Source organism: Allobosea sp. NPDC055353 (assembly GCF_053644975.1).
This window is the reverse complement of sequence record NZ_JBSHMC010000001.1, coordinates 520,433-540,302: the sequence shown is the minus strand read 5'-3', so window position 1 is coordinate 540,302 and position 19,870 is coordinate 520,433. Positions and strand designations below refer to the sequence as shown.

The following is a 19,870-nucleotide window of genomic DNA, read 5'->3' as shown; positions in this document are numbered from 1 at the left end:
GCTCTCTGTTCCGGGTAATCACGCGCCCCGCCTTATCTTGGGCGGCTGCTGGGCGGGCGGGGGCAACAGCTTGCCGCGTGTCCGGTTAACCCCCTACCCTCCCCCGGGGCGGGCCCCGCCGGCGGGGGGGCCACGGCCCTGGGGTCGCACGACGCGCTGCGGGCGCTCCCGCACGGCCGGCGTTCTCGCGGTCAGGTATTTGAGGGCCTGGCTCGTCGCATCGACCTGGTCGTCGTTACGCGCGAGCGGAAAGGCCAGGAGCTCACCGAGATAATCGGCGAGCCAGCTGGCCTCGCGCGGCAGGAACACCTGCCCCGCCTCGAAGCGGGCTGCTTGCGCCATCAGCCGCGCTTCCTTTTCGATGCGTGATGCCTGCAGCAGCGGATAAAGCGTGCCGGTGCGGCGCAGATCCTGCGACAACGCCCGCCCCAGCTCGGTATTCTCGATCAGCGTCGCATCAACCGCGTGTTTCCGGGAGAGATCGATCATCTTGCGGCGCAGCTCCGGTGCTTCCCAGCGACCGCGGACCACGTCAACGAGATAATAGGTCTGCCCGACCGCACCCCAGACCATGCCGACCGACCAGTCGGAATGCTCGGCCTGGGTCGAGGCGGTGTCCCAGGACGCGACCTTCAGGTCGAACGCGGCCGGCCGCTCATCGTAATACAGCATCCAGTCGCGCTTGATGATCTGCCCTTCGGCCGGCAGCGGGTTCTGCTGGTACTGCGCCGAGAAGTTCAGTGCGCCGAGATTGCGCTTGATAGCCTCGAGCTCGGCAAAAGTATCGCGGCCAACGTGCATGATCTCACCCCGGCGGCGGTGATGGAACGCTTCCGGACCATGGCCAATGCGGTAGCGGCAATCTTCCGGTGCGATCGCGGGGATTGAGAGCACCTCCCAATCCTCCTTCTCCAGGACATGGCCAACCAGATCATCCTCGTGCAGGCGCTGCATGACGATCACGATCGCGCCAGTCGCCCGGTCGTTCAGGCGCGAGTAGAGCGTGCCGTCATAGAACTCCTTGACCCGACGCCGCGCGGCAGCTGACAGCGCCTCTTTGAGCCCGTTGATCGGATCGTCGATAATAATCAAATCAGCGCCGCGTCCCAACACCGAACCGCCGATGGACGAGGCATAGCGATAGCCTCGCTCGGTGGTGCGGATCTCCTGGCCGCGATTGGCCGCGATCGAGAAGGCCGGGAAGGCGCGACGATACCAATTCGCGGTCACCACGCTGCGGAAGGCCGTAGCGTGGGTGAGCGACAGTTCATTGGCATAGCTGATCGCCATGATCCGCTTGCGCGGATTATGGCCCATCAGCCAAGCCGTAAACGCAATCGTGACGCAGATCGACTTGGCCGAGCGTGGCGGCACATTGATGATCAGCCGCTTGCACTCACCGCTCCAGACCCGCATCAACTGGTAGGCGATCGCCTCGATGTGCCAGTTATGCAGATAGGCCGTGCCCGGCTCCAGCATCACGAAGCATTGCTCGATGAAGCTCGCCAGATCGCGGCGCAAGATATCGGACAGGGAGGAAGGCTCAGTCATCACCGCCTCCCTCTGCAAGCATCCGCTCCCGAGCACGGAAGCGCTTCTTCAAGTCTTCTTCGTGCTCGCCAATATCCTCCTCTGGCGACGGGAACGCCGCCCGGATACGCTCCTTGGCCTCCAGATGTTTGAAGAGGTCGCGCCGTGCGGACACGTCCCCTTTCAAGGCTCCATCGACAATCTGACGGACGAACACCTCAAGCTTCGTTGCTACCTGGGGGCGACCGTTCCGGGTCACCGTAATCCGCTCCCCCAGCACGTTGTCAAACAAGGCCATGACATCCAAGTCGGGCACCGCCTTGCGGCGCCCGGATGGATTACCGCTCTGCCCTTTGCGGAAGCGGGTCTGCTGGGGCGGCTTCTTATAGCCTACGGCGGGGGGCGCATCCTCACGAGACATGGCCCCCTCCAACGTTCTCGTCCGACACCGTGCGGGCGCTGGCATCGCTACCGCGCTGCGCCGCCATCTCCGCGAAGGTCAGCCCGGTCTCGGCGTGGCGCGCCTCGTCCTTGAAAAGCATCTCCCAGCGGCGAATCGCGCCATCGACATAGACCGGATCGAGCTCCATGCCGTAGCCGCGGCGCTTCGTCTTCGCCGCTGCGATCAGGGTGGTGCCAGAGCCGCTGAAAGGATCGAGGATGATGCCCTTCGGCTTCGAGCAATCCTTGATCGCGTCCATCACCATGACGCAGGGCTTGACGGTCGGGTGGCTCGCCAGCTCCGCCATCCGGCCCTTGCGGAAGCCGTTCACGCCCGCATAGCTCCACAGGGTGGTGCGATAGCGGCCGTGCTTGCCAAGCTCGATGTTGTTGATATGCGGCGCCTTGCCCTTCTTCCAGAGCGTGATCAGCTCGGTCTGGCTCCGGTAGAGCGAACCCATCCCGGCATTGGCCTTGGCCCAGGTGATCACCGACTTCAGCTCGTCGAAGACGCCATAGCCCGCGTTCAGCATCTCGTGCAGATGCGGGCCATCGATGCAGCTATAGATCAGCGCGCCCTCCTGGGACGCCTCCGCGATCTGTGCGAAGACCTCGTGCAGGAACCCGGTGAACTCGGGCTTGCTCATCTCGCCGGACGCCATCGCGAACTCGCGGTGCTTGGTCCGACCGAGACCGCCGACATGGCCATCAACCCGGACATTATAGGGCGGGTCGGTGAACACCATCTGGGCGAGTTCACTACCCAACAGCATCTGATAATCCTCGCGAGCGCGCGCATCGCCACACAGGATGCGGTGCTCGCCCAGCAGCCAGAGATCGCCGCGCTGCGTCACGGCGACATCCTGCAGCGCCGGCAGCACGTCCGCCGGATCCGCTTTCACCGGGACCGGCGCGTTGCCGTCGAGGATGACGTCGATCTGCGCCGTCTCAAAACCGGTGATCTCAACCTCGAAGTCGAGATCGATCAGCTCGCCGAGCTCCAGCTTCAGGATTTCGTCGTCCCAGCCGGAGAGCTCCGCCAAACGGTTATCGGCGATCCGCAGCGCCCGGATCTGCTCAGGACCGAGGTGATCGATGCAGATCACCGGCACGGTCTTCATGCCGAGCAGCTTCGCCGCCTCATAGCGACCGTGCCCGGCGACGATTTCGCCGTTGGTGGTGACCAGGATCGGCGTTGTGAAGCGGAACTCCTTGATGCTCTCGGCGATCAGATGGATCTGCTTCTTTGAGTGCGTGCGCGCGTTGCGCACCGACGGCACCAGCTCCGTCAGCACGCGCTCGCTCACCTGCGGCGCGAAGTTGGCAAAAGCGCGCGCGAGCTCGGGGTCTTTAATGGTTGACGGGATGTTGGACTTGATGCGCCGGCGAACGCGCGCCTGCGGCTTGGGGGGATCATGCGGGGAATTCATGATGCGACGTCTTTCTCTCGAAAGAGGTCGACCGACCGGAACCTGATCAATCTTGGTCACGCATCTAATACGTGACCGAGCCTACCCCTGCCGTCGGCTGTCGAAAGTGCCGCTGTCCCCACAACGACCTCCCCCGACTTGATACAAGCCCGAGACAATCGCCTCGGAAACGCCCGCGACGATTCGCGAGCAGCGAATCGTTAGCCCGTGCCCAAACCCCATGTCAAGACTATATTCCTAAGGATGATAGGGTGTCTTTGTCAACGGCTAGCCAAACTGGGGCCAAGGGAACCGTTGCTATCTGCTCAAGCCGACATCAGTCCCTCCTAGAGCTGGCCAAACTCCCTGTTCTTACAAAAATAATTCCCTGCTCGCATAATCGAGCCCGCGACAGAAACGCCCATAGTATGAAGCGTTTAAAGCAACAAATCGGCGTTTTCGCCATCCGATCATCTGCAGAACCCCTGATAATTCCCTGCAACCAGGGAATTGGCATGAAACGTGGGCGTCCAGATTTAAGTTGTGGCTAGCCGCCTCGAGCCGTGACGAGCTTTCGCGCCCAAAACGCGAGTCGTGATGGCCGCACTCTCCGGAGTGAGCACGCTGCCGCGGAGGACGCACAGCCAAGCTGTGTCCGCCTGCCTCACGCCGGCTCAAGCGGCGTTTTCAGCTTCTGTGCTTGATGCGGCGGCGAGGCCGCGGCCGACATCGGCATAGGTGAAGCCCTTGGCCCTGACCTGCTCGGCGCGATAGACATTGCGGAGGTCGACGAGAACCGGTGTCGCCATGGCCGCCTTGACCCGGTCGAGGTCGAGCGCGCGGAAGATGTTCCATTCGGTCACGATGACCGCCGCATCGGCGCCCTCCACGCATTCATAGGCGTCGCGACAATAGGTGACGCCCGCCGGCAGCACAGCCTTCGCCTGCTCCATGCCCTCCGGATCATAGGCGCGGATCGTGGCGCCGCCATCCAGCAGGGCGGTGATCACCGCGATCGAGGGTGCGTCGCGCATGTCGTCGGTATTCGGCTTGAAGGTCAGGCCCAGCACAGCGATGGTCTTGGCCCGCACCGAGCCGTCGCAGGCCGCGACCACCTTGCGCCCCATCGCCCGCTTGCGCTGCTCGTTCACCGCCGCCACCGTCTCGACGATGCGTGAAGGCGTGCCGTGATCCTGCGCCGTCTTGATCAGCGCGAGCGTATCCTTCGGGAAGCAGGAGCCGCCATAGCCCGGCCCGGCATGCAGGAACTTCGAGCCGATACGGTTGTCGAGCCCCATGCCGCGGGCGACATCCTGGACATTGGCGCCGACCTGCTCGCAGAGATCGGCGATCTCGTTGATGAAGGTGATCTTCGTCGCCAGGAAGGCGTTGGCCGCGTATTTGGTCAGTTCGGCGGTGCGCCGGCCGGTGTTCAGGATCGGCGCGTTGTTGAGATAGAGCGGCCGGTAGATATCGGCCATCACCGTGCGGGCGCCCTCGTCATCGGTGCCGACGACGATGCGGTCCGGCCGCTTGAAATCCTCGATCGCCGCGCCCTCGCGCAGGAATTCCGGGTTGGAGACGACGGCGAAATCGGCATCGGGCCGGAGCTCGCGGATGATGCGCTCGACCTCGTCGCCGGTGCCGACCGGCACCGTCGACTTGGTCACGATCACCGTATAGCCGTTGATCGCCCCGGCGATCTCGCGGGTCGCGGCATAGACATAGGACAGGTCGGCGAAGCCGTCGCCGCGGCGCGAGGGCGTGCCGACCGCGATGAAGACCGCATCGGCACTGGCGACCGGGCCGGCGAGATCCGTGGTGAAGGACAGCCGCCCCGCCGCCGCGTTGGTGCGCACCAGATCCGACAGGCCCGGCTCGAAGATCGGGATCTCGCCGCGCTTCAGCGCCGAAACCTTGCTCTCGAGCTTGTCGACGCAGACGACCTCATGGCCGAAATCGGCAAAGCAGGCGCCGGAGACGAGGCCGACATAGCCCGAGCCCACCATCACGATCTTCATCGATTGCTCCTTGTATCAGGCACTCCCGATAACCCGGGAGGCGCCCGTTGTGGCTTTGGCATAGTGCAATCGCTGCAAAACCAAAACCGGGTTCTCGCCGGCCGTTTCCGGGAAACCGCGAGGTGGCGGCCCTTTCGGCCGGTCATACCGCCACTGTGCAGGCGCCCCTGTATCGGCAGGCAACCTATCCTGCACCACGGCAAGGCACCGGAATTTGACATATTCCCGGTTCGGAGCGCATCGAAGCGGGCGCGTGCTTCCGCGGCCCCGGCAAGGCATGCGCCCGAACCTGATATCGACGGACCATCCGGCATGACCAGCCTGAAATTCGGCACCTCCGGCCTGCGCGGCCTCGTCAAGGAGTTGGTCGGCCTGCCGACCTATGCCCATGTCCGCGCCTTCTGTGCCATGCTGCAGGACGATCAGGCGGCGGGGCCGCATGGTGAAGTCCTGATCGGCCGCGACCTGCGCTCCTCGAGCCCGCTGATCGCGGCGCAATGCGTCCAGGCCATCGCCGATGCCGGGCTTGAGCCGGTGGATTGCGGGGCCGTGCCGACGCCTGCCCTGGCACAGGCCGCTATGGCCGCCGGAAGCCCGGCCGTGATGGTGACCGGCAGTCATATCCCCGATGACCGGAACGGCCTGAAATTCTACCGCGCCCAGGGCGAAATCGACAAGGCGGACGAAGCGCGCATCCTCGCCCATCATGAAGCGCTGGCACTGACGGCCGTTCCGGACGTCTCGGCCGAACCGCAGCGGCGCGACGTCGTCTCCAGCTATCGCGCGCGCTATGTCGATTTCTTCGGGCGCGCCTTGGAAGGGCTCACCGTCGGCGTCTACCAGCATTCCTCCGTCGGCCGCGACGTCATCTGCGACGTGCTGGCGGCGCTTGGAGCCACGCCGGTCGCGCTCGGCCGCAGCGAGAACTTCATCCCCGTCGATACCGAGGCACTGCGTCCCGAGGATGAGGAACTGGCCCGGCGCTGGGCCGGCGAGCGCAGGCTCGACGCGATCGTTTCGACCGATGGCGATGCGGACCGTCCGCTGGTGGCCGACGAAACCGGCCGCTTCCTGCGCGGCGACCTCGTCGGCGCGCTCACCGCGCGTTTTCTTGGCGCGGATGCGATCGTCACACCGGTGACGTCGAATTCGGCACTGGACCGCCCCGGATTGTTTTCGAAGGTGGTGCGCACCCGCGTCGGCTCGCCCTATGTGATCGCCGGCATGGCGCAGGCCAAAACCGAAGGAGCCAGGACCGTCATCGGCTTCGAGGCGAATGGCGGCGTCCTGCTGGGTTCGGAGGTCGCACGGGACGGTCGGCGACTTGCCGCCCTGCCGACGCGCGACGCCATGCTGCCGATCGTCGCGACGCTCGCGCTGGCCCGCGCCGCGCAAAAGCCATTGAGCGCCATCGCGGCGGAAGCCGGCTTCGCCATCGCCCTGTCGAACCGGCTTCAAGAGATCCCGCAGGACAGGACCACCGCCCTGATCGCCCGGCTCGACGCCGCGGATTCCGGCTTCCGCGACACGGCTTTCGCGGCCCATGGCGGGGTCACGGCACGCGATCGACGGGACGGGTTGCGCCTGACGCTCGGCAACGGCGCGACGGCGCATTTCCGGGCCTCGGGCAACGCGCCGGAACTGCGCGTCTATGTCGAGGCCCCGACCCCGGAAGCGGCCGAAGCGCTGCTCGCCGAGAACCTCGCTTTCGCGGCGGCGCAAACGCGCTGAGCGACGATTTGCAGCCAACCCGCAAGACCGGCAAAACCATTTGACGCCGCGCCTGATCCAAACCGCCTTCGAGACAGCAGGATCCGAGACATGACCGAAGCCTTCATCTGCGCCTATCTCCGCACCCCGATCGGCCGGTTCGGCGGCTCGCTCTCCTCCGTCCGTGCGGACGATCTCGGCGCGGTGCCGCTGAAGGCCCTGGTCGAGCGTCATCCGGGCGTGGATTTCGGCGCGGTCGACGACGTGATCTTCGGCTGCGCCAACCAGGCGGGCGAGGACAACCGCAATGTCGCGCGCATGTCGCTGCTGCTCGCCGGCCTGCCCAAGGAGGTGCCGGGCACGACGATCAACCGGCTTTGCGGCTCGGGCATGGATGCGGTCATCGCCGCCGCGCGCGCGATCAAGGCAGGCGAGGCCGAATTGATGATTGCCGGCGGCGTCGAAAGCATGTCGCGCGCACCTTTCGTCATGCCCAAGGCCGACAGCGCCTTCTCCCGCCATGCCGAGATCCACGACACCACCATCGGCTGGCGCTTCGTCAATCCGTTGATGAAGGCGCAGTACGGCATCGATTCCATGCCGGAGACCGGTGAGAACGTCGCGGCCGACTGCAAGATCAGCCGTGCCGACCAGGACGCCTTCGCGCTGCGCTCGCAAATGAAGGCCGTCGCCGCCCAGCAGAACGGCCGGTTGGCCAAGGAGATCGTCCCGGTGCTGATCCCGCAGCGCAAGGGCGATCCGATCAGGGTGGAGATCGACGAGCACCCGCGCGGCGACACCACGCTGGAGAAGCTCGCCAAGCTGGGCACCCCGTTCCGCAAGGAGGGCGGCACGGTCACAGCCGGCAATGCGTCGGGCGTCAATGACGGCGCCGCGGCGCTGATCATCGCCTCCGAAAAAGCCGCCGCGAAATACGGGCTGACGCCGATCGCGCGCATCCTTGGCGGCGCGACCGGCGGCATCGCGCCGCGCGTCATGGGCCTCGGGCCGATCCCGGCGACGCGCAAGCTCTGCGAGCGGCTTGGCCTGAAGCCCACGGATTTCGACATCGTCGAACTGAACGAGGCCTTCGCCAGCCAGGGCATCGCGGTGCTGCGCGAACTCGGCATCGCCGAGGACGGCGCGCATGTGAATCCGAATGGCGGGGCGATCGCGCTCGGCCACCCGCTCGGCATGTCCGGTGCCCGCATCACCGGCACGGCCGCGCTCGAACTGTCCCTGACCGGCAAGAGGCGCGCGCTCGCCACCATGTGCATCGGCGTCGGCCAGGGTATCGCCGTCGCGCTGGAACGCGCATAAGCGCCGCCACGACCGCTTTCTCCCGAACCGCAGGCTCCGGCCCCTAACCATAAGGGCCTTTGTTTCGCCGCGGTTCGGGCGTTTCGCTGTCGCGCGACGGCGGTCCATGATAGGGCCGTAAGGGTGAAGGGGGATCTGAGTTGAGGCCGACGGTCAGGACCGGCGATCGAGGTGCATGCACCTTATCCGCTTCATCCCCCCGCCTTCATGCCCGCCGCCAGGATTGCTCCTCATGCCCCTGAGATTTCTCGTGACCGGCGGCGCCGGCTTCATCGGCTCGGCGGTTGTTCGCAAGCTGATCGGCGAGACCGAGCACGAGGTCTGCGTCGTCGACAAGCTGACCTATGCCGGCAACCTCGCCTCGCTCGTGCCGGTCGCCGGCAGCAACCGCTACCGCTTCGAGCAGGCCGATATCGGCGATGCCCTGCGCATGAAGGCGATCTTCGCCGATTTCCAGCCGGATATCGTCATGCATCTCGCAGCCGAGAGCCATGTCGACCGCTCGATCGACGGGCCGGCGGCCTTCATCGAGACCAATGTCGTCGGCTCGTTCACGCTGCTGCAGGAGGCGCTGCGCCATTTCCGGGGGCTGCCGGAGGAGCGCAAGGCACACTTCCGCTTCCACCATATCTCGACCGACGAAGTCTTCGGCTCGCTGGGTAGCGACGGCTTCTTCCGCGAGGACACCGCCTATCAGCCGAACTCTCCCTATTCGGCCTCGAAGGCGGCGTCCGACCATCTCGTGCGCGCCTGGCACCACACCTACGGCCTGCCGGTGGTGATGACCAATTGCTCGAACAATTACGGGCCCTATCATTTCCCGGAAAAGCTGATCCCGCTGATGATCATCAACGCGCTCGAGGGCAAGCCGCTGCCGGTCTATGGCAACGGGCTCAATGTGCGCGACTGGCTTTATGTCGACGACCATGCCGATGCGCTGATCACCGTCGCCACCGCCGGCAGGATCGGCGAAAGCTACAATATCGGCGGCCATAACGAGAAGACCAATATCGAGGTGGTCCAGGCGATCTGCGCCATCGTCGACGAACTCACGCCCGACCCGAAGGGTCCGCGCGAGCGCCTGATCGCTTACGTCACCGACCGGCCGGGCCATGACGCACGCTATGCGATCGACGCCGGCAAGATCGGCCGCGAGCTTGGCTGGACGCCGAAGGAGACCTTCGAGACCGGCCTGCACCGCACGGTCGAATGGTATCTCGCCAACCCGACATGGTGGGGCGACATCCGTTCCGGCACCTATCGTGGCGAACGCCTCGGCGCGGCCTGAACGGAGACAACAGCATGCTGAGCGTCGAGGATACGGCGATCCCCGCCGTCAAGATCGTCACGCCGAGGAAGTTCGGCGACCATCGCGGCTTCTTCTCGGAAACCTGGAGCCACAAGGCCTTCGCGGAGGCCGGGCTCGATCTGGACTTCGTCCAGGACAACCAGTCGCTGTCGGCCCCGGTCGGAACGCTGCGCGGCCTGCATTTCCAGTCGCCACCCTTCGCGCAAGACAAGCTGGTGCGGGTCACGCGTGGCCGCATCCTCGACGTCGCCGTCGATATCCGGGCTTCGTCCCCGACCTTCGGCAAGCATGTCGCGGTCGAGCTCTCCGCCGAGAACTGGAAGCAGCTCCTCGTCCCCATCGGCTTCGCCCATGGCTTCGTCACGCTGGAGCCGGATACCGAGGTGCTCTACAAGGTCACCGCTCCTTACGCGCCCGCGAACGACCACGGCCTCGCCTTCGACGACCCGGCGCTCGGCATCGACTGGCGCCTGCCGCTCTCCGGCCTCACCCTCTCCGACAAGGACCGCAAGCATCCGCGCCTCGCCGAGATGCTGCGGTATTTCGACTGATGACACTTCGTATCGCCGTCACCGGCTGGACCGGCCAGGTCGTCTGCGCCATGCTGGAGCGCGTGCCCGTCGGCGTCGAGGTCATCGCGCTGCGCCGGCCGGATCTCGATCTCGCCGTCCCGAAGACGGTCGCGCCGGCGCTGCGTTCGGCCCGGCCGGACGTCATCGTCAACACCGCTGCCTATACGGCTGTGGACCAGGCCGAGAGCGAGCCCGAGCTCGCCATGCGCGTCAATGGCGAGGCCGCCGGCGAGGCGGCGCGAGCCGCGGCGGCATTGGGCATCCCCATGATCCAGCTCTCGACCGATTATGTCTTCGATGGCGGGCTCGACCGGCCCTATCGCGAGGACGATGCGACCGGACCGATCTCGGCCTATGGCGCAAGCAAACTCGCCGGCGAACGGGCGGTTGCGGCGGCCACCGACAATCACGCGATCCTGCGCACGGCCTGGATCTACAGCCCCTTCGGCAAGAACTTCGCAAAGACGATGCTGCGCCTCGCCGAGACCCGCGACGAAATCGGCGTCGTCGCCGACCAGGCGGGATCCCCGACCAGCGCCCTCGACATCGCCGATGCGATCTTCGCTGTCGCGCGCAACCTGACGGGCCGACCGGAGGATGCCCGCTTGCGTGGCGTGTTCCATATGAGCGCTGCGGGCGAGGCCGTCTGGGCCGATGTCGCCGAGGCGATCTTCGCCGAACGCGAGCGGCTGGGCGGCAAGCCGGTCCGGGTCAAGCGCATCGCGACAGCCGATTACCCGACACCGGCACGCCGGCCCGCGAATTCCAGACTCGACTGCGGCAAGCTCGCGCTTGCCCATGAGGTGCGGCTGCCTGAATGGCAAAGCTCGCTCCGGTCCTGTGTCGCGCGGCTTCTTAAAGATCAGGCCAAGGATCAGAGGTAACGATGAAGGGCATCATCCTCGCCGGCGGTTCCGGCACGCGGCTGCACCCGATGACGCTGGCGATGTCGAAGCAGCTCCTGCCCGTCTACGACAAGCCGATGATCTATTATCCGCTTTCGACGCTGATGCTCGCCGGCATCCGCGACGTCCTGATTATCTCGACGCCGCACGACCTGCCGCATTTCAAGCGCCTGCTCGGGGACGGGTCCGACTGGGGCATGAGCCTGACCTATGCCGAGCAACCTCATCCCGGTGGGCTGGCGCAGGCCTATCTGATCGGCGCTGATTTCGTCGCCGGCGAGCCCTCCGCCCTCGTTCTCGGCGACAACCTGTTCTATGGCCATTCCCTGCCCGCGATGATGGCGCGAGCGAAAGCGCGCGAGCGAGGCGCCACCGTCTTCGCCTATCATGTCCGCGATCCCGAGCGTTACGGCGTCGTCGCCTTCGACGGTGCCGGCAAGGCGGTTTCCATCGAGGAGAAGCCTGAGGTCCCCAAATCGAGCTGGGCCGTCACCGGCCTTTACTTCTACGATGCCGAGGTCGTCGAGATCGCGCGCGCGCTGAAGCCCTCGGCCCGCGGCGAGCTCGAAATCACCGACGTCAACCGGATCTATCTGGAGCGCGGCCAGCTCTCGGTGGAATCGATGGGCCGCGGCTTCGCCTGGCTCGATACCGGCACGCCCGACAGCCTGCTGGAAGCCGGCGAGTTCGTCCGGACCCTCGAAAGCCGGCAGGGCCTGCGCATCGCCTGCCCGGAGGAGATCGCGGCACGGCAGGGCTGGATCTCGACGGCGCAGCTGACGCGGCTCGGCGAGAAGCTCGCCAAGGGCGATTACGGCCAGTACCTCATGCGGATGGCCCGGGACATCGCCGGCTGAAGCCTGTTCCGATCGGACCGAAGCGTCATTGCGAGGAGCGTAAGCGACGAAGCAATCCAGGGGGTCCGGGTGAGAGAGTTCGAACCCAGTCTCCCCTGGATTGCTTCGCTCCGCTCGCAATGACGGCTCGGGCAGACCAACGCTCCCGGCTTTTGGGGATACCCGCCCTGCTCCGTTATCGCTTGACAGCAAGGCCCGCCGCTCGTCATCTGCTCCCGTTCCCAGGGGGGCCTCGCTAGGAGGCTGAGATTCCGCCGGCTGGGCTTTCGAGCCCAAGCAACGCGGTGACCCTCCGAACCTGATCCGGATCATACCGGCGTAGGGATGCGGGACATGCGGCCAGTACGGCCCTGATTCCAGCTTGCGCTCGTGATCCTCCAGCGATCGACGCCCCGGCTTGGCCGTGCGCGTCCGGACGGAGTGGGCCTCAAGTGACGCAAGCCGAGATCATCGCGGCGCTATCGGCGTTCATCGCGCTTCCCGACGCGTCGGAAGCCGAATTCGAGGCGATGGCGCTCAAGGTCTTCGCCTATCAGTTCCGCAATAACGAGCCTTACAAGCGCTCCTGCCTGCAGCGTGGCCGCACGCCGCTCTCGGTCCGGCGCTGGCGCGACATCCCGGCGGTGCCGATCACCGCCTTCAAGGACCTGACGCTGAGCTGCAGCCCGCCGGAGCAAGCCGAACGCGTCTTCATGACGAGCGGAACCACGCAAGGCACCCGCGGGCGCAGCTATCATCCGACGCTCGACGTCTGGAAGCGCTCGATGCTGGTGAATTTCCGCGAGCGCTTCATGCAGGGCCGCGAGCGCATCCGCATGGGCATCCTCTTCCCGGACGAGGCGGAGCTGCCCAATTCCTCGCTCGCCACCTATCTCTCGCTCGCCAAGCGCGAATGCGGCACGGCGGGTTCCGAGACCTTCATCAATGCGGCTGGGCTCGATCTCGACGGCCTTCTGTCGACGCTGGAGTCGGCCGAGAAGAGCGACGAGCCCTACGCCCTGCTCGGCGCGAGCTATTCCTTCGTCCCCGTGCTGGATGCGCTCGCCGCGAGCGGCCGGCGCTTCGCCTTGCCGGAAGGCAGCCGCATCCTCGATACCGGTGGCTTCAAAGGCCAGTCGCGCGAGCTGGCTCCTGACGAATTCTATGACGGACTCGCTAGCGCCTTCGGCGTGCCACGCGCGTTCTGCGTCAACATGTACGGGATGACCGAGCTGAGCTCGCAGCTCTACGACGACGGCAACGCCGTCTGCCCTTCCGTGAAATCCGGGCCGCACTGGATCCGCAGCCGCGTCGTCGATCCGCTGACCGGGGCGGATTTGCCGGAAGGCCAACGCGGCGTGATCGTCCATCACGACCTCGCCCACTTCAACTGCGTCGCGGCGATTCTGACCGAGGATGCCGGCGAGATCGTGCCGGGCGGTTTCAAGCTGCTCGGCCGGGTCGATGGCGAGGCCTCGAAGGGCTGCTCGGTCGCGGTCGCCGAATTCCTCGCGGCAGCACGAGGCTGAATGCGGTGATCGAGCATGCGGGCCATCTGCCGGGCCTGAACCGCGAGGCGCTGCGCTGGCGCGAGGTCAGCCATAGCGCCTGGGGCGAGAGCGCCACCATCGCGCTGCCGGAACTCGACGAGGCGCAAGCTGCGGCGCTCTGCGCGCATGTGCGTGACAACGCCCGCGCCCGGCTGAAGCGGATGGAGACCGCGCGCATCGTCACGGCGATCGATGCCGCCATCGCGCGCCTGCTCGACCGCCAGCACCCGCTGCGACAAAAGGCCGAGCACCTGCTGCCGATCGTCACCGGCTATGACCGCGAGACCGTCCGCCTCGGCCTCACCGGCTATCTCAAGACCTTCCGCAAGCCGCAGCTCCTGCGCTTCCTGGCCGAGGATTTCGCCAATCCCGGCCTGCTCGACGGTTTCCAGCCGACACCCAAGGGCGGCTATCTGCGTGCCCACGGCCCGGATCTGCTGCTGCATGTCTGGGCGGGCAATGTCCCGGCGCTGTCGCTGTGGAGCCTGATCTGCGGATTGCTAGTCAAGGCGGGCAGCATCGGCAAGCTCGCCTCGGCCGAGCCATTGACAGCCGGCTGGTTCGCCAGCCTCCTCGCCGAGATCGACCCCGAGATCGGCGAATGCCTCGCCATCGTCTGGTGGAAGGGCGGCGAAGCGGCGGCCGAGCCGGTCTTCATGCGCGAGGCCGACACCGTCATGGCTTATGGCGGCAACGAGACACTCACCGCGCTGCGCGCCAAGCTGCCGATCAGGACGCGCTTCCTGCCGCATGGCCACAAGATCGGCTTCGGCGTGATCGCGCGCGAGGCGCTCGACAGCCGCAAGGCCCCTGCCCTGGCCCGGCTCGCCGCCCATGATGTCATCCGTTACGAACAGCAGGGCTGCTACTCCCCGCAGATGCTCTTCGTCGAACGCGGCGGAAAGGTCAGCCCTGCAGAGTTCTCCCGCTACGTCGCGCAGGAACTCGCCGCCCTCGCCTCGCGCCATCCGCGCCGCGTGCTTTCGCAAGGCGAGGCCTCCTCGATCGCATCATGGCGCGGCGCGCAGGAAACCCGTGCGATGGAGGGAGCGGCGGAACTTCTCGGTGAGCCTGCCGATCCCTGGAGCGTCGTCCATGTCGAGGCGCCGGAAGCCCTGAGCCCGACCGGGCTGAACCGCACGCTCAAACTGGTCGCGATCGACAGCCTCGACGAGGTCCCCGCCCTCGTCGCGCCCTATCGCAGCTTCCTCCAGACGGCGGGCGTTGCCGCATCTCCCGAGCGGCTGTTCCGACTTTCCGAGCAGCTTGGCGCAATCGGCGTCAGCCGCATCGCTCCGCTCGGCCGGATGACCGCGCCGGAGGCCGGCTGGCATCATGACGGACGCTTCAGTCTGCTCGACCTCGTCACCTTTACCGAGATCGAACAATCAGCCGAAGCCGCGGCAGAAGGGTTTGCGCCCTATGTCGACTGAGCAGCCCAAGCCCGGTTTCGTCACGATCGAGCGGGCGAGCTACCGCTACGATGCAACCGGCCCGGCCGTCGTCGACGCGGTCGACTGGTCGATCCCGCGCGGCGAAATCCATTGCCTGCTAGGCCGCAGCGGCTGCGGCAAGACCACCCTCCTCAAACTCGCCGCCGGCCTGCTGATGCCGAGCGAGGGCGCGATCCGCATCGCCGGCGAGGCGCTGGCCGGCCCGAGTCCGCGCGCCGGCTTCGTCTTCCAGGCGCCGACCCTGCTCGATTGGCTGAGCGCGCTCGACAACGTCCTGCTGCCGGTCTCGCTGAAGCGCCGCCCGACCATCGCCGACAAGGACGCGGCGCTCGACCTGCTGGAGCGTGTCGGCCTCGCGGATTTCGCCAGGCGCCGCCCGGCCGAGCTTTCCGGGGGGCAGCAGAGCCGCGTCGCGGTCGCCCGCGCTCTGGTCGGCAATCCCGACCTGCTGCTGCTCGACGAACCCTTCGCCGCGCTCGACGCCCTGACGCGTGAGGAATTGCAGGACGACCTGCTGCGGCTCTGCGCGCTCAACGGCACAACCGCGCTCTTCGTCACGCATGATATCGGTGAGGCCGTCTATCTCGCCGACAAGGTCGCTGTGATGGAAGCCGGCCGGGTTGCGCATGTGCGCCGGATCGAGCTGGCCCGCCCGCGCCACCGCGACATGCGCTATGCGCCCGGCTTCATCGCCGCCTGCCGCGAATTACGCGATGCCATGGACGGAGCAGCCGCCGTCATTCGGAGGCCGGCGGCATGATCGCGCGCCTGCCCTCGCTGCTGCTGCTTGTCATCCTGCTCGCCGGCTGGGAAGCCTGGTGCCGGCTCGGCGGCCTGTCGCCGCTCGTGCTGCCTGCGCCTTCCAGCGTGCTCGCAACGCTGTGGAGCGAGATCGCGACCGGCAGGCTCTGGCCGCATCTGGCGATGACCGCCGCCGAGATGGCGCTGGGCCTCGGCATCGGCGCCATCGTCGGGCTGGGTGTCGGCATCCTGCTCGCGGAATTCCCGGCGCTCAGCCGCCTGCTGCGGCCCTATGTGCTGGCGAGCCAGCTCGTGCCGAAGCTCGCGCTCGGGCCCCTCTTCATCATCTGGTTCGGCTTCGGCATGACGCCGACCGTCGTCATCACCGCGCTGATCTGCTTCTTCCCGCTGATGGAGAACACGCTGACCGGGATCAGCGAGGTCGATGCCCCCCGGCGCGAGCTCTTCCGCATGCTCGGCGCCGGCCGGCTCCAGATCCTGCTGCGCCTCAAGCTGCCGGCGGCGCTTCCCGTCATCATGGCTGGCTTGCGCGTCGCCGTCGTGCTGGCGCTGGTCGGCGCCGTGGTCGGCGAGTTCATCGGCGGGCGGATCGGGCTCGGCGCCTCGATCATCGCCGCGCAGAGCGTGATGGATTCGAGCCTGATCTTCGCGCTCTTCATCGTCATCACCGCCCTTGGAATGCTGCTCTACGAGGCCGTGCGCCTGATCGAGCGCCGCGTCCTGCACCGTTTCTCGAAAGGCTAGATCCCCATGTCCGCGCTGCGCGCCTTCTTCCTGCTCGCCCTCTCCTGCTTGGCTGCGGCGCCAGCAGCAGCTCAGCCGCTCGACAAGGTCACCGTCGCCGGCTGGAGCCAGCCGATCAGCGAGATCACCAATCTGCTGGCCGAGCCGGACAAGGGCTTCTTCAAGGCCAAGGGCATCGCGCTCGACTACGTGCCCGGCAATGGCGGCGGCGCGGCGCTGCAGACCCTGATCGCTGGGCAAGCACATGTCGCCTTCACCGATCCGGCCGCGCTCTATCTCGCGCTCGACAAGGGCGAGAAACTCGTTGCGATCTACAACATCTATCCCCAGAACGTCTTCAACGTCGTCGCGCTGAAGAGCAGCGGCATCCGCACGGCCGCCGATCTCAAGGGCAAGCGCATCGGCGTCTACAGCCTCGCCAGCGGCACCTACCAGAATCTGCTCGTGCTGCTGCATCAGGTGGGGTTGAGCGAGAAGGACGTCACGATCCAGCCGACCGGGCTGCTCAATTTCGCGCCGCTGATGCAAGGCGCCGTCGATGCCACCGCTGCCACTGATACCGGCCTGCTCGTCGCCCGCGCCAAGGGACTGGGCGAGGCCAACGTCATCGAGGTCCGCGACCAGCTCAACCTGCCGAGCGACATCTTCGTCGTGAAGGAGAGCTATTACGAGCAGAACAAGCCGCTGCTGAAGCGCTTCCTCGCCGCCTATCGCGACTCCGCCGCCTGGATGATCGCCAAGCCCGAAGAGGCCGCGCGCATCGCCGTCACCCGCGCCATCAACGGCCGCGACGAGGCTGTGAACCTCGAGATCATCAAGCTGCGCAATGCGTCGAGCGTCTCGGCGACCACCGAGCGCGAGGGCCTCGGCCGCTTCGATCTCGAAGCCCTGCAGAAGGGCGCCGACACGTTCCGAAGCCTCGGCTTGATCCGCAGCCAGATCGACATGAAGGCGGTCGTGAAGAGCGACCTGATCCCGGCGAAGGATGGCGCGCCGTGAAATTCCGCGACCGGGCCATCCTCATCACCGGCGCGAGCCGCGGCATCGGGGCCGCGATCGCGAAAGCCTTCGCGGCCGAGGGCGGGATCGTCATCGTCAACTACCGGACGAACGAGGCGGCCGCCGAGGCCGTCGCCGCGGAATGCCGAAAGCTCGGTGGCGAAGCGCTCGCCATCGCAGCCGATGTCACCTCGCCCGAGGCTGTTGCCGCCATGGCGACGCGCATCGCGGAGGAGGTCGGCCGGCTCGACGTCGTCGTCAACAACGCCTTCGCGCCCTATCGCTTCGATCCGGACAACCGCGCCCGTTTCTGGGAGACGCCCTGGGCGGCCTACGAGCAGCAGTTCGAGGGCGCAGTGAAGGCGGCCTATACGGTGAGCCGCGCGATGCTGCCGCTGCTCCAGCGCCGCAGCGCCGGGGCCATCGTCAATCTCGCCAGCGATCTGGTGACGCGGCCGAGCATTCCCTATCACGACTACACCACCGCCAAGGCGGCGCTTGTCGGCTTCAGCCGCAATCTCGCGGCCGAGCTCGGCCCGCTCGGCATCCGCGTCAACTGCGTCGCGCCGGGGCTGGTCTATCCGACGCAGGCGAGCGCGGCGACGCCGGAAGAGGTGCGCGAGATGCTGATCGCGCAGACGCCCCTGCGCCGTATCGCGACGCCGGAGGATGTGGCGGGGCCAGTCCTGTTCCTCGCCAGCGAGTGGAGCCGCTTCGTCACGGGCCAGGTGCTCCATGTCGATGGCGGGCTGGTCATGGCCTGAGCAGATGGCGAGGAGCCGGTCTCCTCTCCGCTCGAAACCTGTGGCATGCCTGAAGGCTCAGCTCCGTGAGGAAGCCATGAACCGGCTCGACTTCATCTTCATGCTGACGCGCCATGACCGGACGGTGCCGGAGGCCATCGACCATGTCGCGACCGCATTGGCGGCCGGCATCCGCCATATCGGCTTCAAGGATATCGGCCTGCCCTTCGCCGAACTCCGGACCGTCCACCGGCTGATCAAGGCCGGCGGCGCAACGAGCTATCTCGAAGTCGTCTCGCTCGATCGCGTCAGCGAAATCGCCTCGGTGAGAGCGGCGATCGATCTCGGCGTCGACAACCTGCTCGGTGGGACCCATGCCGAGGACGTGCTGCCGCTGCTGCGCGGCACCGGCATCCGCTACTACCCCTTTGCCGGGCGCGTTTCAGGGCACCCGAGCATTCTGGAAGGCTCCGTCGCCGAGATCGCCGGCAGCGCCCGTGCCATCGCCGCTCGGGACGGCGTCGATGGGCTCGATCTGCTGGCCTATCGCTCGCATACGGATGTGGAAGCGCTCATCGCGGCGGTCTGCACTGCGACGGACAAGCCCGTCCTTGTCGCCGGTTCGATTGAGCGCCCCGAGCAGATCGAAGCGATCCGCCGCAGTGGCGCAGCAGGCTTCACCATCGGAACGGCAGCGCTGGAAGGCCGTTTCCCCGCCTCCGGCCCGGCCTTGCGGGCACAGCTCGACGCCATCGCCGCCTGCCTCTGAGCAGGCCGCAGCCGGACCATCTCACGAGGTCCGGCACCGGAACGTCGTCACTCAGCCTTCTTGCCGGCGTCGTCGAACTGCTTGAGATAGGCCATGAGGTCGGCGATGCGCTTCTCGTCCTTGAGCCCGGCATAGATCATCTTGGTGCCCGGCACCTTGGCGCGCGGGTTCTGGATGTATTCGGCGAAGGTCGCCTCGTTCCAGGTGAGGCCGGAATCCTTCATCGCCGCGCTGTAGCTGTAGCCTTCGCGTGCTCCGGCCTTATGGCCGATGACGCCGTTGAGGGCGGGGCCGACCATGTTCCTGGCGGTTTCACCGACCTGATGGCAGGCGCGACACTGGGCATAGACCTTCTCGCCGGCAGCGGCGTCCTGGGCGCGAGCGGGCTGGACGGCGGCCACGAGCAGGGCGGCGCCGGCGAGGACTGCGAACTTCATTTCGAGAGGATCCTATTGCTTGGGAGCGAAAGGGTTGACCCAGCCGCCGCCCTGGGCCGGCGCCTTCGGCGGGAAGGCCTGGGCGAGATAATCGAGCAGGGTCTTGCGCATCTCCGGATCAGGCTCCGGCATGCCATGCTTCTCGGTCATCCAGTTGAGCGTCTCGTCCCAGCGGGTGCGATCCATGCCCTGCCGGCCGACGACCGTCATCGAATGGCAGCCGATGCAATAGCCGAAGGTCTCTTCGCGGCCGGGGAAATCGGGCAGCGTTTCAGGCGTCTCCTCCTGGGCGAAACCGGCGGAGGGGGCGAGGAGGATGGCCGCGAGAGCGGCCATCCGAAGCGATTGCGCGAGCACCA

19 protein-coding genes and 1 riboswitch are annotated in these 19,870 nt (G+C 66.6%); of the genes, 13 read left to right on the top strand and 6 right to left on the bottom strand.

The window, feature by feature from the left end:
• Positions 1-93: 93 nt before the first annotated feature.
• The 4 genes from terL to ACWIEX_RS02410 all read right to left on the bottom strand — a co-directional run bounded on the left by terL (position 94) and on the right by ACWIEX_RS02410 (position 5,401).
• The gene (gene terL / locus ACWIEX_RS02425) at positions 94-1,569 is read right to left on the bottom strand and encodes a phage terminase large subunit (protein ID WP_454031555.1); all 1,476 of its coding nucleotides are present in this window, start codon (positions 1,567-1,569) and stop codon (positions 94-96) included.
• Positions 1,544-1,951 (bottom strand): DUF5681 domain-containing protein, encoded by a 408-nt coding sequence (locus ACWIEX_RS02420; RefSeq protein WP_454031554.1) that lies wholly within the window; start codon positions 1,949-1,951, stop codon positions 1,544-1,546. The genes terL and ACWIEX_RS02420 overlap by 26 nt, the downstream gene beginning before the upstream one ends.
• Positions 1,941-3,401, bottom strand: coding sequence for a site-specific DNA-methyltransferase (locus ACWIEX_RS02415; RefSeq protein WP_454031553.1), 1,461 nt, complete (start codon positions 3,399-3,401; stop codon positions 1,941-1,943). The genes ACWIEX_RS02420 and ACWIEX_RS02415 overlap by 11 nt, the downstream gene beginning before the upstream one ends.
• A 653-nt stretch (positions 3,402-4,054) precedes the next feature.
• The gene (locus ACWIEX_RS02410) at positions 4,055-5,401 is read right to left on the bottom strand and encodes a UDP-glucose dehydrogenase family protein (protein WP_454031552.1); all 1,347 of its coding nucleotides are present in this window, start codon (positions 5,399-5,401) and stop codon (positions 4,055-4,057) included.
• A gap of 312 nt (positions 5,402-5,713) precedes the next feature.
• Between ACWIEX_RS02410 and ACWIEX_RS02405 the strand changes: the two genes are divergently transcribed.
• From ACWIEX_RS02405 to ACWIEX_RS02345, 13 genes are all read left to right on the top strand, one after another.
• Complete coding sequence (locus tag ACWIEX_RS02405) at positions 5,714-7,132, top strand: phosphomannomutase (RefSeq protein WP_454031551.1); 1,419 nt, start codon at positions 5,714-5,716, stop codon at positions 7,130-7,132.
• Positions 7,133-7,222: 90 nt separating this feature from the next.
• Entirely contained in the window at positions 7,223-8,431 is a 1,209-nt protein-coding gene (gene pcaF, locus ACWIEX_RS02400; protein WP_454031550.1) for a 3-oxoadipyl-CoA thiolase, read from the top strand.
• Positions 8,432-8,663: 232 nt separating this feature from the next.
• Positions 8,664-9,719, top strand: a complete 1,056-nt coding sequence (gene rfbB, locus ACWIEX_RS02395) for a dTDP-glucose 4,6-dehydratase (RefSeq protein ID WP_454031549.1) — start codon at positions 8,664-8,666, stop codon at positions 9,717-9,719.
• 14 nt (positions 9,720-9,733) lie between these two features.
• Positions 9,734-10,291 carry a dTDP-4-dehydrorhamnose 3,5-epimerase gene (gene rfbC, locus ACWIEX_RS02390; RefSeq protein WP_454031548.1) on the top strand — a complete coding sequence of 186 codons (558 nt, stop codon included), beginning with the start codon at positions 9,734-9,736 and terminating at the stop codon, positions 10,289-10,291.
• Positions 10,291-11,196: a dTDP-4-dehydrorhamnose reductase gene (rfbD, locus tag ACWIEX_RS02385; RefSeq protein WP_454031547.1), complete on the top strand. Its 906-nt coding sequence runs from the start codon at positions 10,291-10,293 to the stop codon at positions 11,194-11,196. The genes rfbC and rfbD overlap by 1 nt, the downstream gene beginning before the upstream one ends.
• A 2-nt stretch (positions 11,197-11,198) precedes the next feature.
• Positions 11,199-12,074, top strand: coding sequence for a glucose-1-phosphate thymidylyltransferase RfbA (gene rfbA, locus ACWIEX_RS02380; protein ID WP_454031546.1), 876 nt, complete (start codon positions 11,199-11,201; stop codon positions 12,072-12,074).
• Between the two features lie 213 nt (positions 12,075-12,287).
• Positions 12,288-12,417: riboswitch (TPP riboswitch) on the top strand.
• A gap of 88 nt (positions 12,418-12,505) precedes the next feature.
• Positions 12,506-13,582 carry a LuxE/PaaK family acyltransferase gene (locus ACWIEX_RS02375; RefSeq protein WP_454031545.1) on the top strand — a complete coding sequence of 359 codons (1,077 nt, stop codon included), beginning with the start codon at positions 12,506-12,508 and terminating at the stop codon, positions 13,580-13,582.
• Positions 13,583-13,587: 5 nt separating this feature from the next.
• Positions 13,588-15,036: an acyl-CoA reductase gene (locus tag ACWIEX_RS02370; RefSeq protein ID WP_454031544.1), complete on the top strand. Its 1,449-nt coding sequence runs from the start codon at positions 13,588-13,590 to the stop codon at positions 15,034-15,036.
• Positions 15,026-15,817, top strand: coding sequence for an ABC transporter ATP-binding protein (locus tag ACWIEX_RS02365; protein WP_454031543.1), 792 nt, complete (start codon positions 15,026-15,028; stop codon positions 15,815-15,817). Before ACWIEX_RS02370 ends, ACWIEX_RS02365 begins: the two co-directional genes overlap by 11 nt.
• Complete coding sequence (locus ACWIEX_RS02360) at positions 15,814-16,563, top strand: ABC transporter permease (RefSeq protein ID WP_454031542.1); 750 nt, start codon at positions 15,814-15,816, stop codon at positions 16,561-16,563. Before ACWIEX_RS02365 ends, ACWIEX_RS02360 begins: the two co-directional genes overlap by 4 nt.
• 6 nt (positions 16,564-16,569) lie before the next feature.
• Positions 16,570-17,562 carry an ABC transporter substrate-binding protein gene (locus ACWIEX_RS02355; RefSeq protein WP_454031541.1) on the top strand — a complete coding sequence of 331 codons (993 nt, stop codon included), beginning with the start codon at positions 16,570-16,572 and terminating at the stop codon, positions 17,560-17,562.
• Positions 17,559-18,326: a 3-oxoacyl-ACP reductase gene (locus ACWIEX_RS02350; RefSeq protein ID WP_454031540.1), complete on the top strand. Its 768-nt coding sequence runs from the start codon at positions 17,559-17,561 to the stop codon at positions 18,324-18,326. The genes ACWIEX_RS02355 and ACWIEX_RS02350 overlap by 4 nt, the downstream gene beginning before the upstream one ends.
• Before the next feature lie 76 nt (positions 18,327-18,402).
• Positions 18,403-19,074: a 4-hydroxythreonine-4-phosphate dehydrogenase gene (locus ACWIEX_RS02345; RefSeq protein ID WP_454031539.1), complete on the top strand. Its 672-nt coding sequence runs from the start codon at positions 18,403-18,405 to the stop codon at positions 19,072-19,074.
• Positions 19,075-19,121: 47 nt separating this feature from the next.
• On the opposite strand, the gene ACWIEX_RS02340 is transcribed toward ACWIEX_RS02345, so the two are convergent.
• Positions 19,122-19,511 carry a c-type cytochrome gene (locus ACWIEX_RS02340; RefSeq protein ID WP_454031538.1) on the bottom strand — a complete coding sequence of 130 codons (390 nt, stop codon included), beginning with the start codon at positions 19,509-19,511 and terminating at the stop codon, positions 19,122-19,124.
• Positions 19,512-19,523: 12 nt separating this feature from the next.
• Positions 19,524-19,847: a hypothetical protein gene (locus ACWIEX_RS02335; RefSeq protein WP_454031537.1), complete on the bottom strand. Its 324-nt coding sequence runs from the start codon at positions 19,845-19,847 to the stop codon at positions 19,524-19,526.
• Between the last annotated feature and the right edge of the window lie 23 nt (positions 19,848-19,870).

Coding starts and splice junctions, on each gene's coding strand:
- ACWIEX_RS02335 (WP_454031537.1), bottom strand. CDS start 19,847: ATGGCCGCTCTCGCGGCCATCCTCCTCGCCCCCTCCGCCGGTTTCGCC.
- rfbC (WP_454031548.1), top strand. CDS start 9,734: ATGCTGAGCGTCGAGGATACGGCGATCCCCGCCGTCAAGATCGTCACG.
- ACWIEX_RS02415 (WP_454031553.1), bottom strand. CDS start 3,401: ATGAATTCCCCGCATGATCCCCCCAAGCCGCAGGCGCGCGTTCGCCGG.
- ACWIEX_RS02410 (WP_454031552.1), bottom strand. CDS start 5,401: ATGAAGATCGTGATGGTGGGCTCGGGCTATGTCGGCCTCGTCTCCGGC.
- ACWIEX_RS02360 (WP_454031542.1), top strand. CDS start 15,814: ATGATCGCGCGCCTGCCCTCGCTGCTGCTGCTTGTCATCCTGCTCGCC.
- rfbB (WP_454031549.1), top strand. CDS start 8,664: ATGCCCCTGAGATTTCTCGTGACCGGCGGCGCCGGCTTCATCGGCTCG.
- ACWIEX_RS02355 (WP_454031541.1), top strand. CDS start 16,570: ATGTCCGCGCTGCGCGCCTTCTTCCTGCTCGCCCTCTCCTGCTTGGCT.
- ACWIEX_RS02365 (WP_454031543.1), top strand. CDS start 15,026: ATGTCGACTGAGCAGCCCAAGCCCGGTTTCGTCACGATCGAGCGGGCG.
- ACWIEX_RS02340 (WP_454031538.1), bottom strand. CDS start 19,511: ATGAAGTTCGCAGTCCTCGCCGGCGCCGCCCTGCTCGTGGCCGCCGTC.
- ACWIEX_RS02345 (WP_454031539.1), top strand. CDS start 18,403: ATGAACCGGCTCGACTTCATCTTCATGCTGACGCGCCATGACCGGACG.
- pcaF (WP_454031550.1), top strand. CDS start 7,223: ATGACCGAAGCCTTCATCTGCGCCTATCTCCGCACCCCGATCGGCCGG.
- rfbD (WP_454031547.1), top strand. CDS start 10,291: ATGACACTTCGTATCGCCGTCACCGGCTGGACCGGCCAGGTCGTCTGC.
- ACWIEX_RS02405 (WP_454031551.1), top strand. CDS start 5,714: ATGACCAGCCTGAAATTCGGCACCTCCGGCCTGCGCGGCCTCGTCAAG.
- rfbA (WP_454031546.1), top strand. CDS start 11,199: ATGAAGGGCATCATCCTCGCCGGCGGTTCCGGCACGCGGCTGCACCCG.
- ACWIEX_RS02420 (WP_454031554.1), bottom strand. CDS start 1,951: ATGTCTCGTGAGGATGCGCCCCCCGCCGTAGGCTATAAGAAGCCGCCC.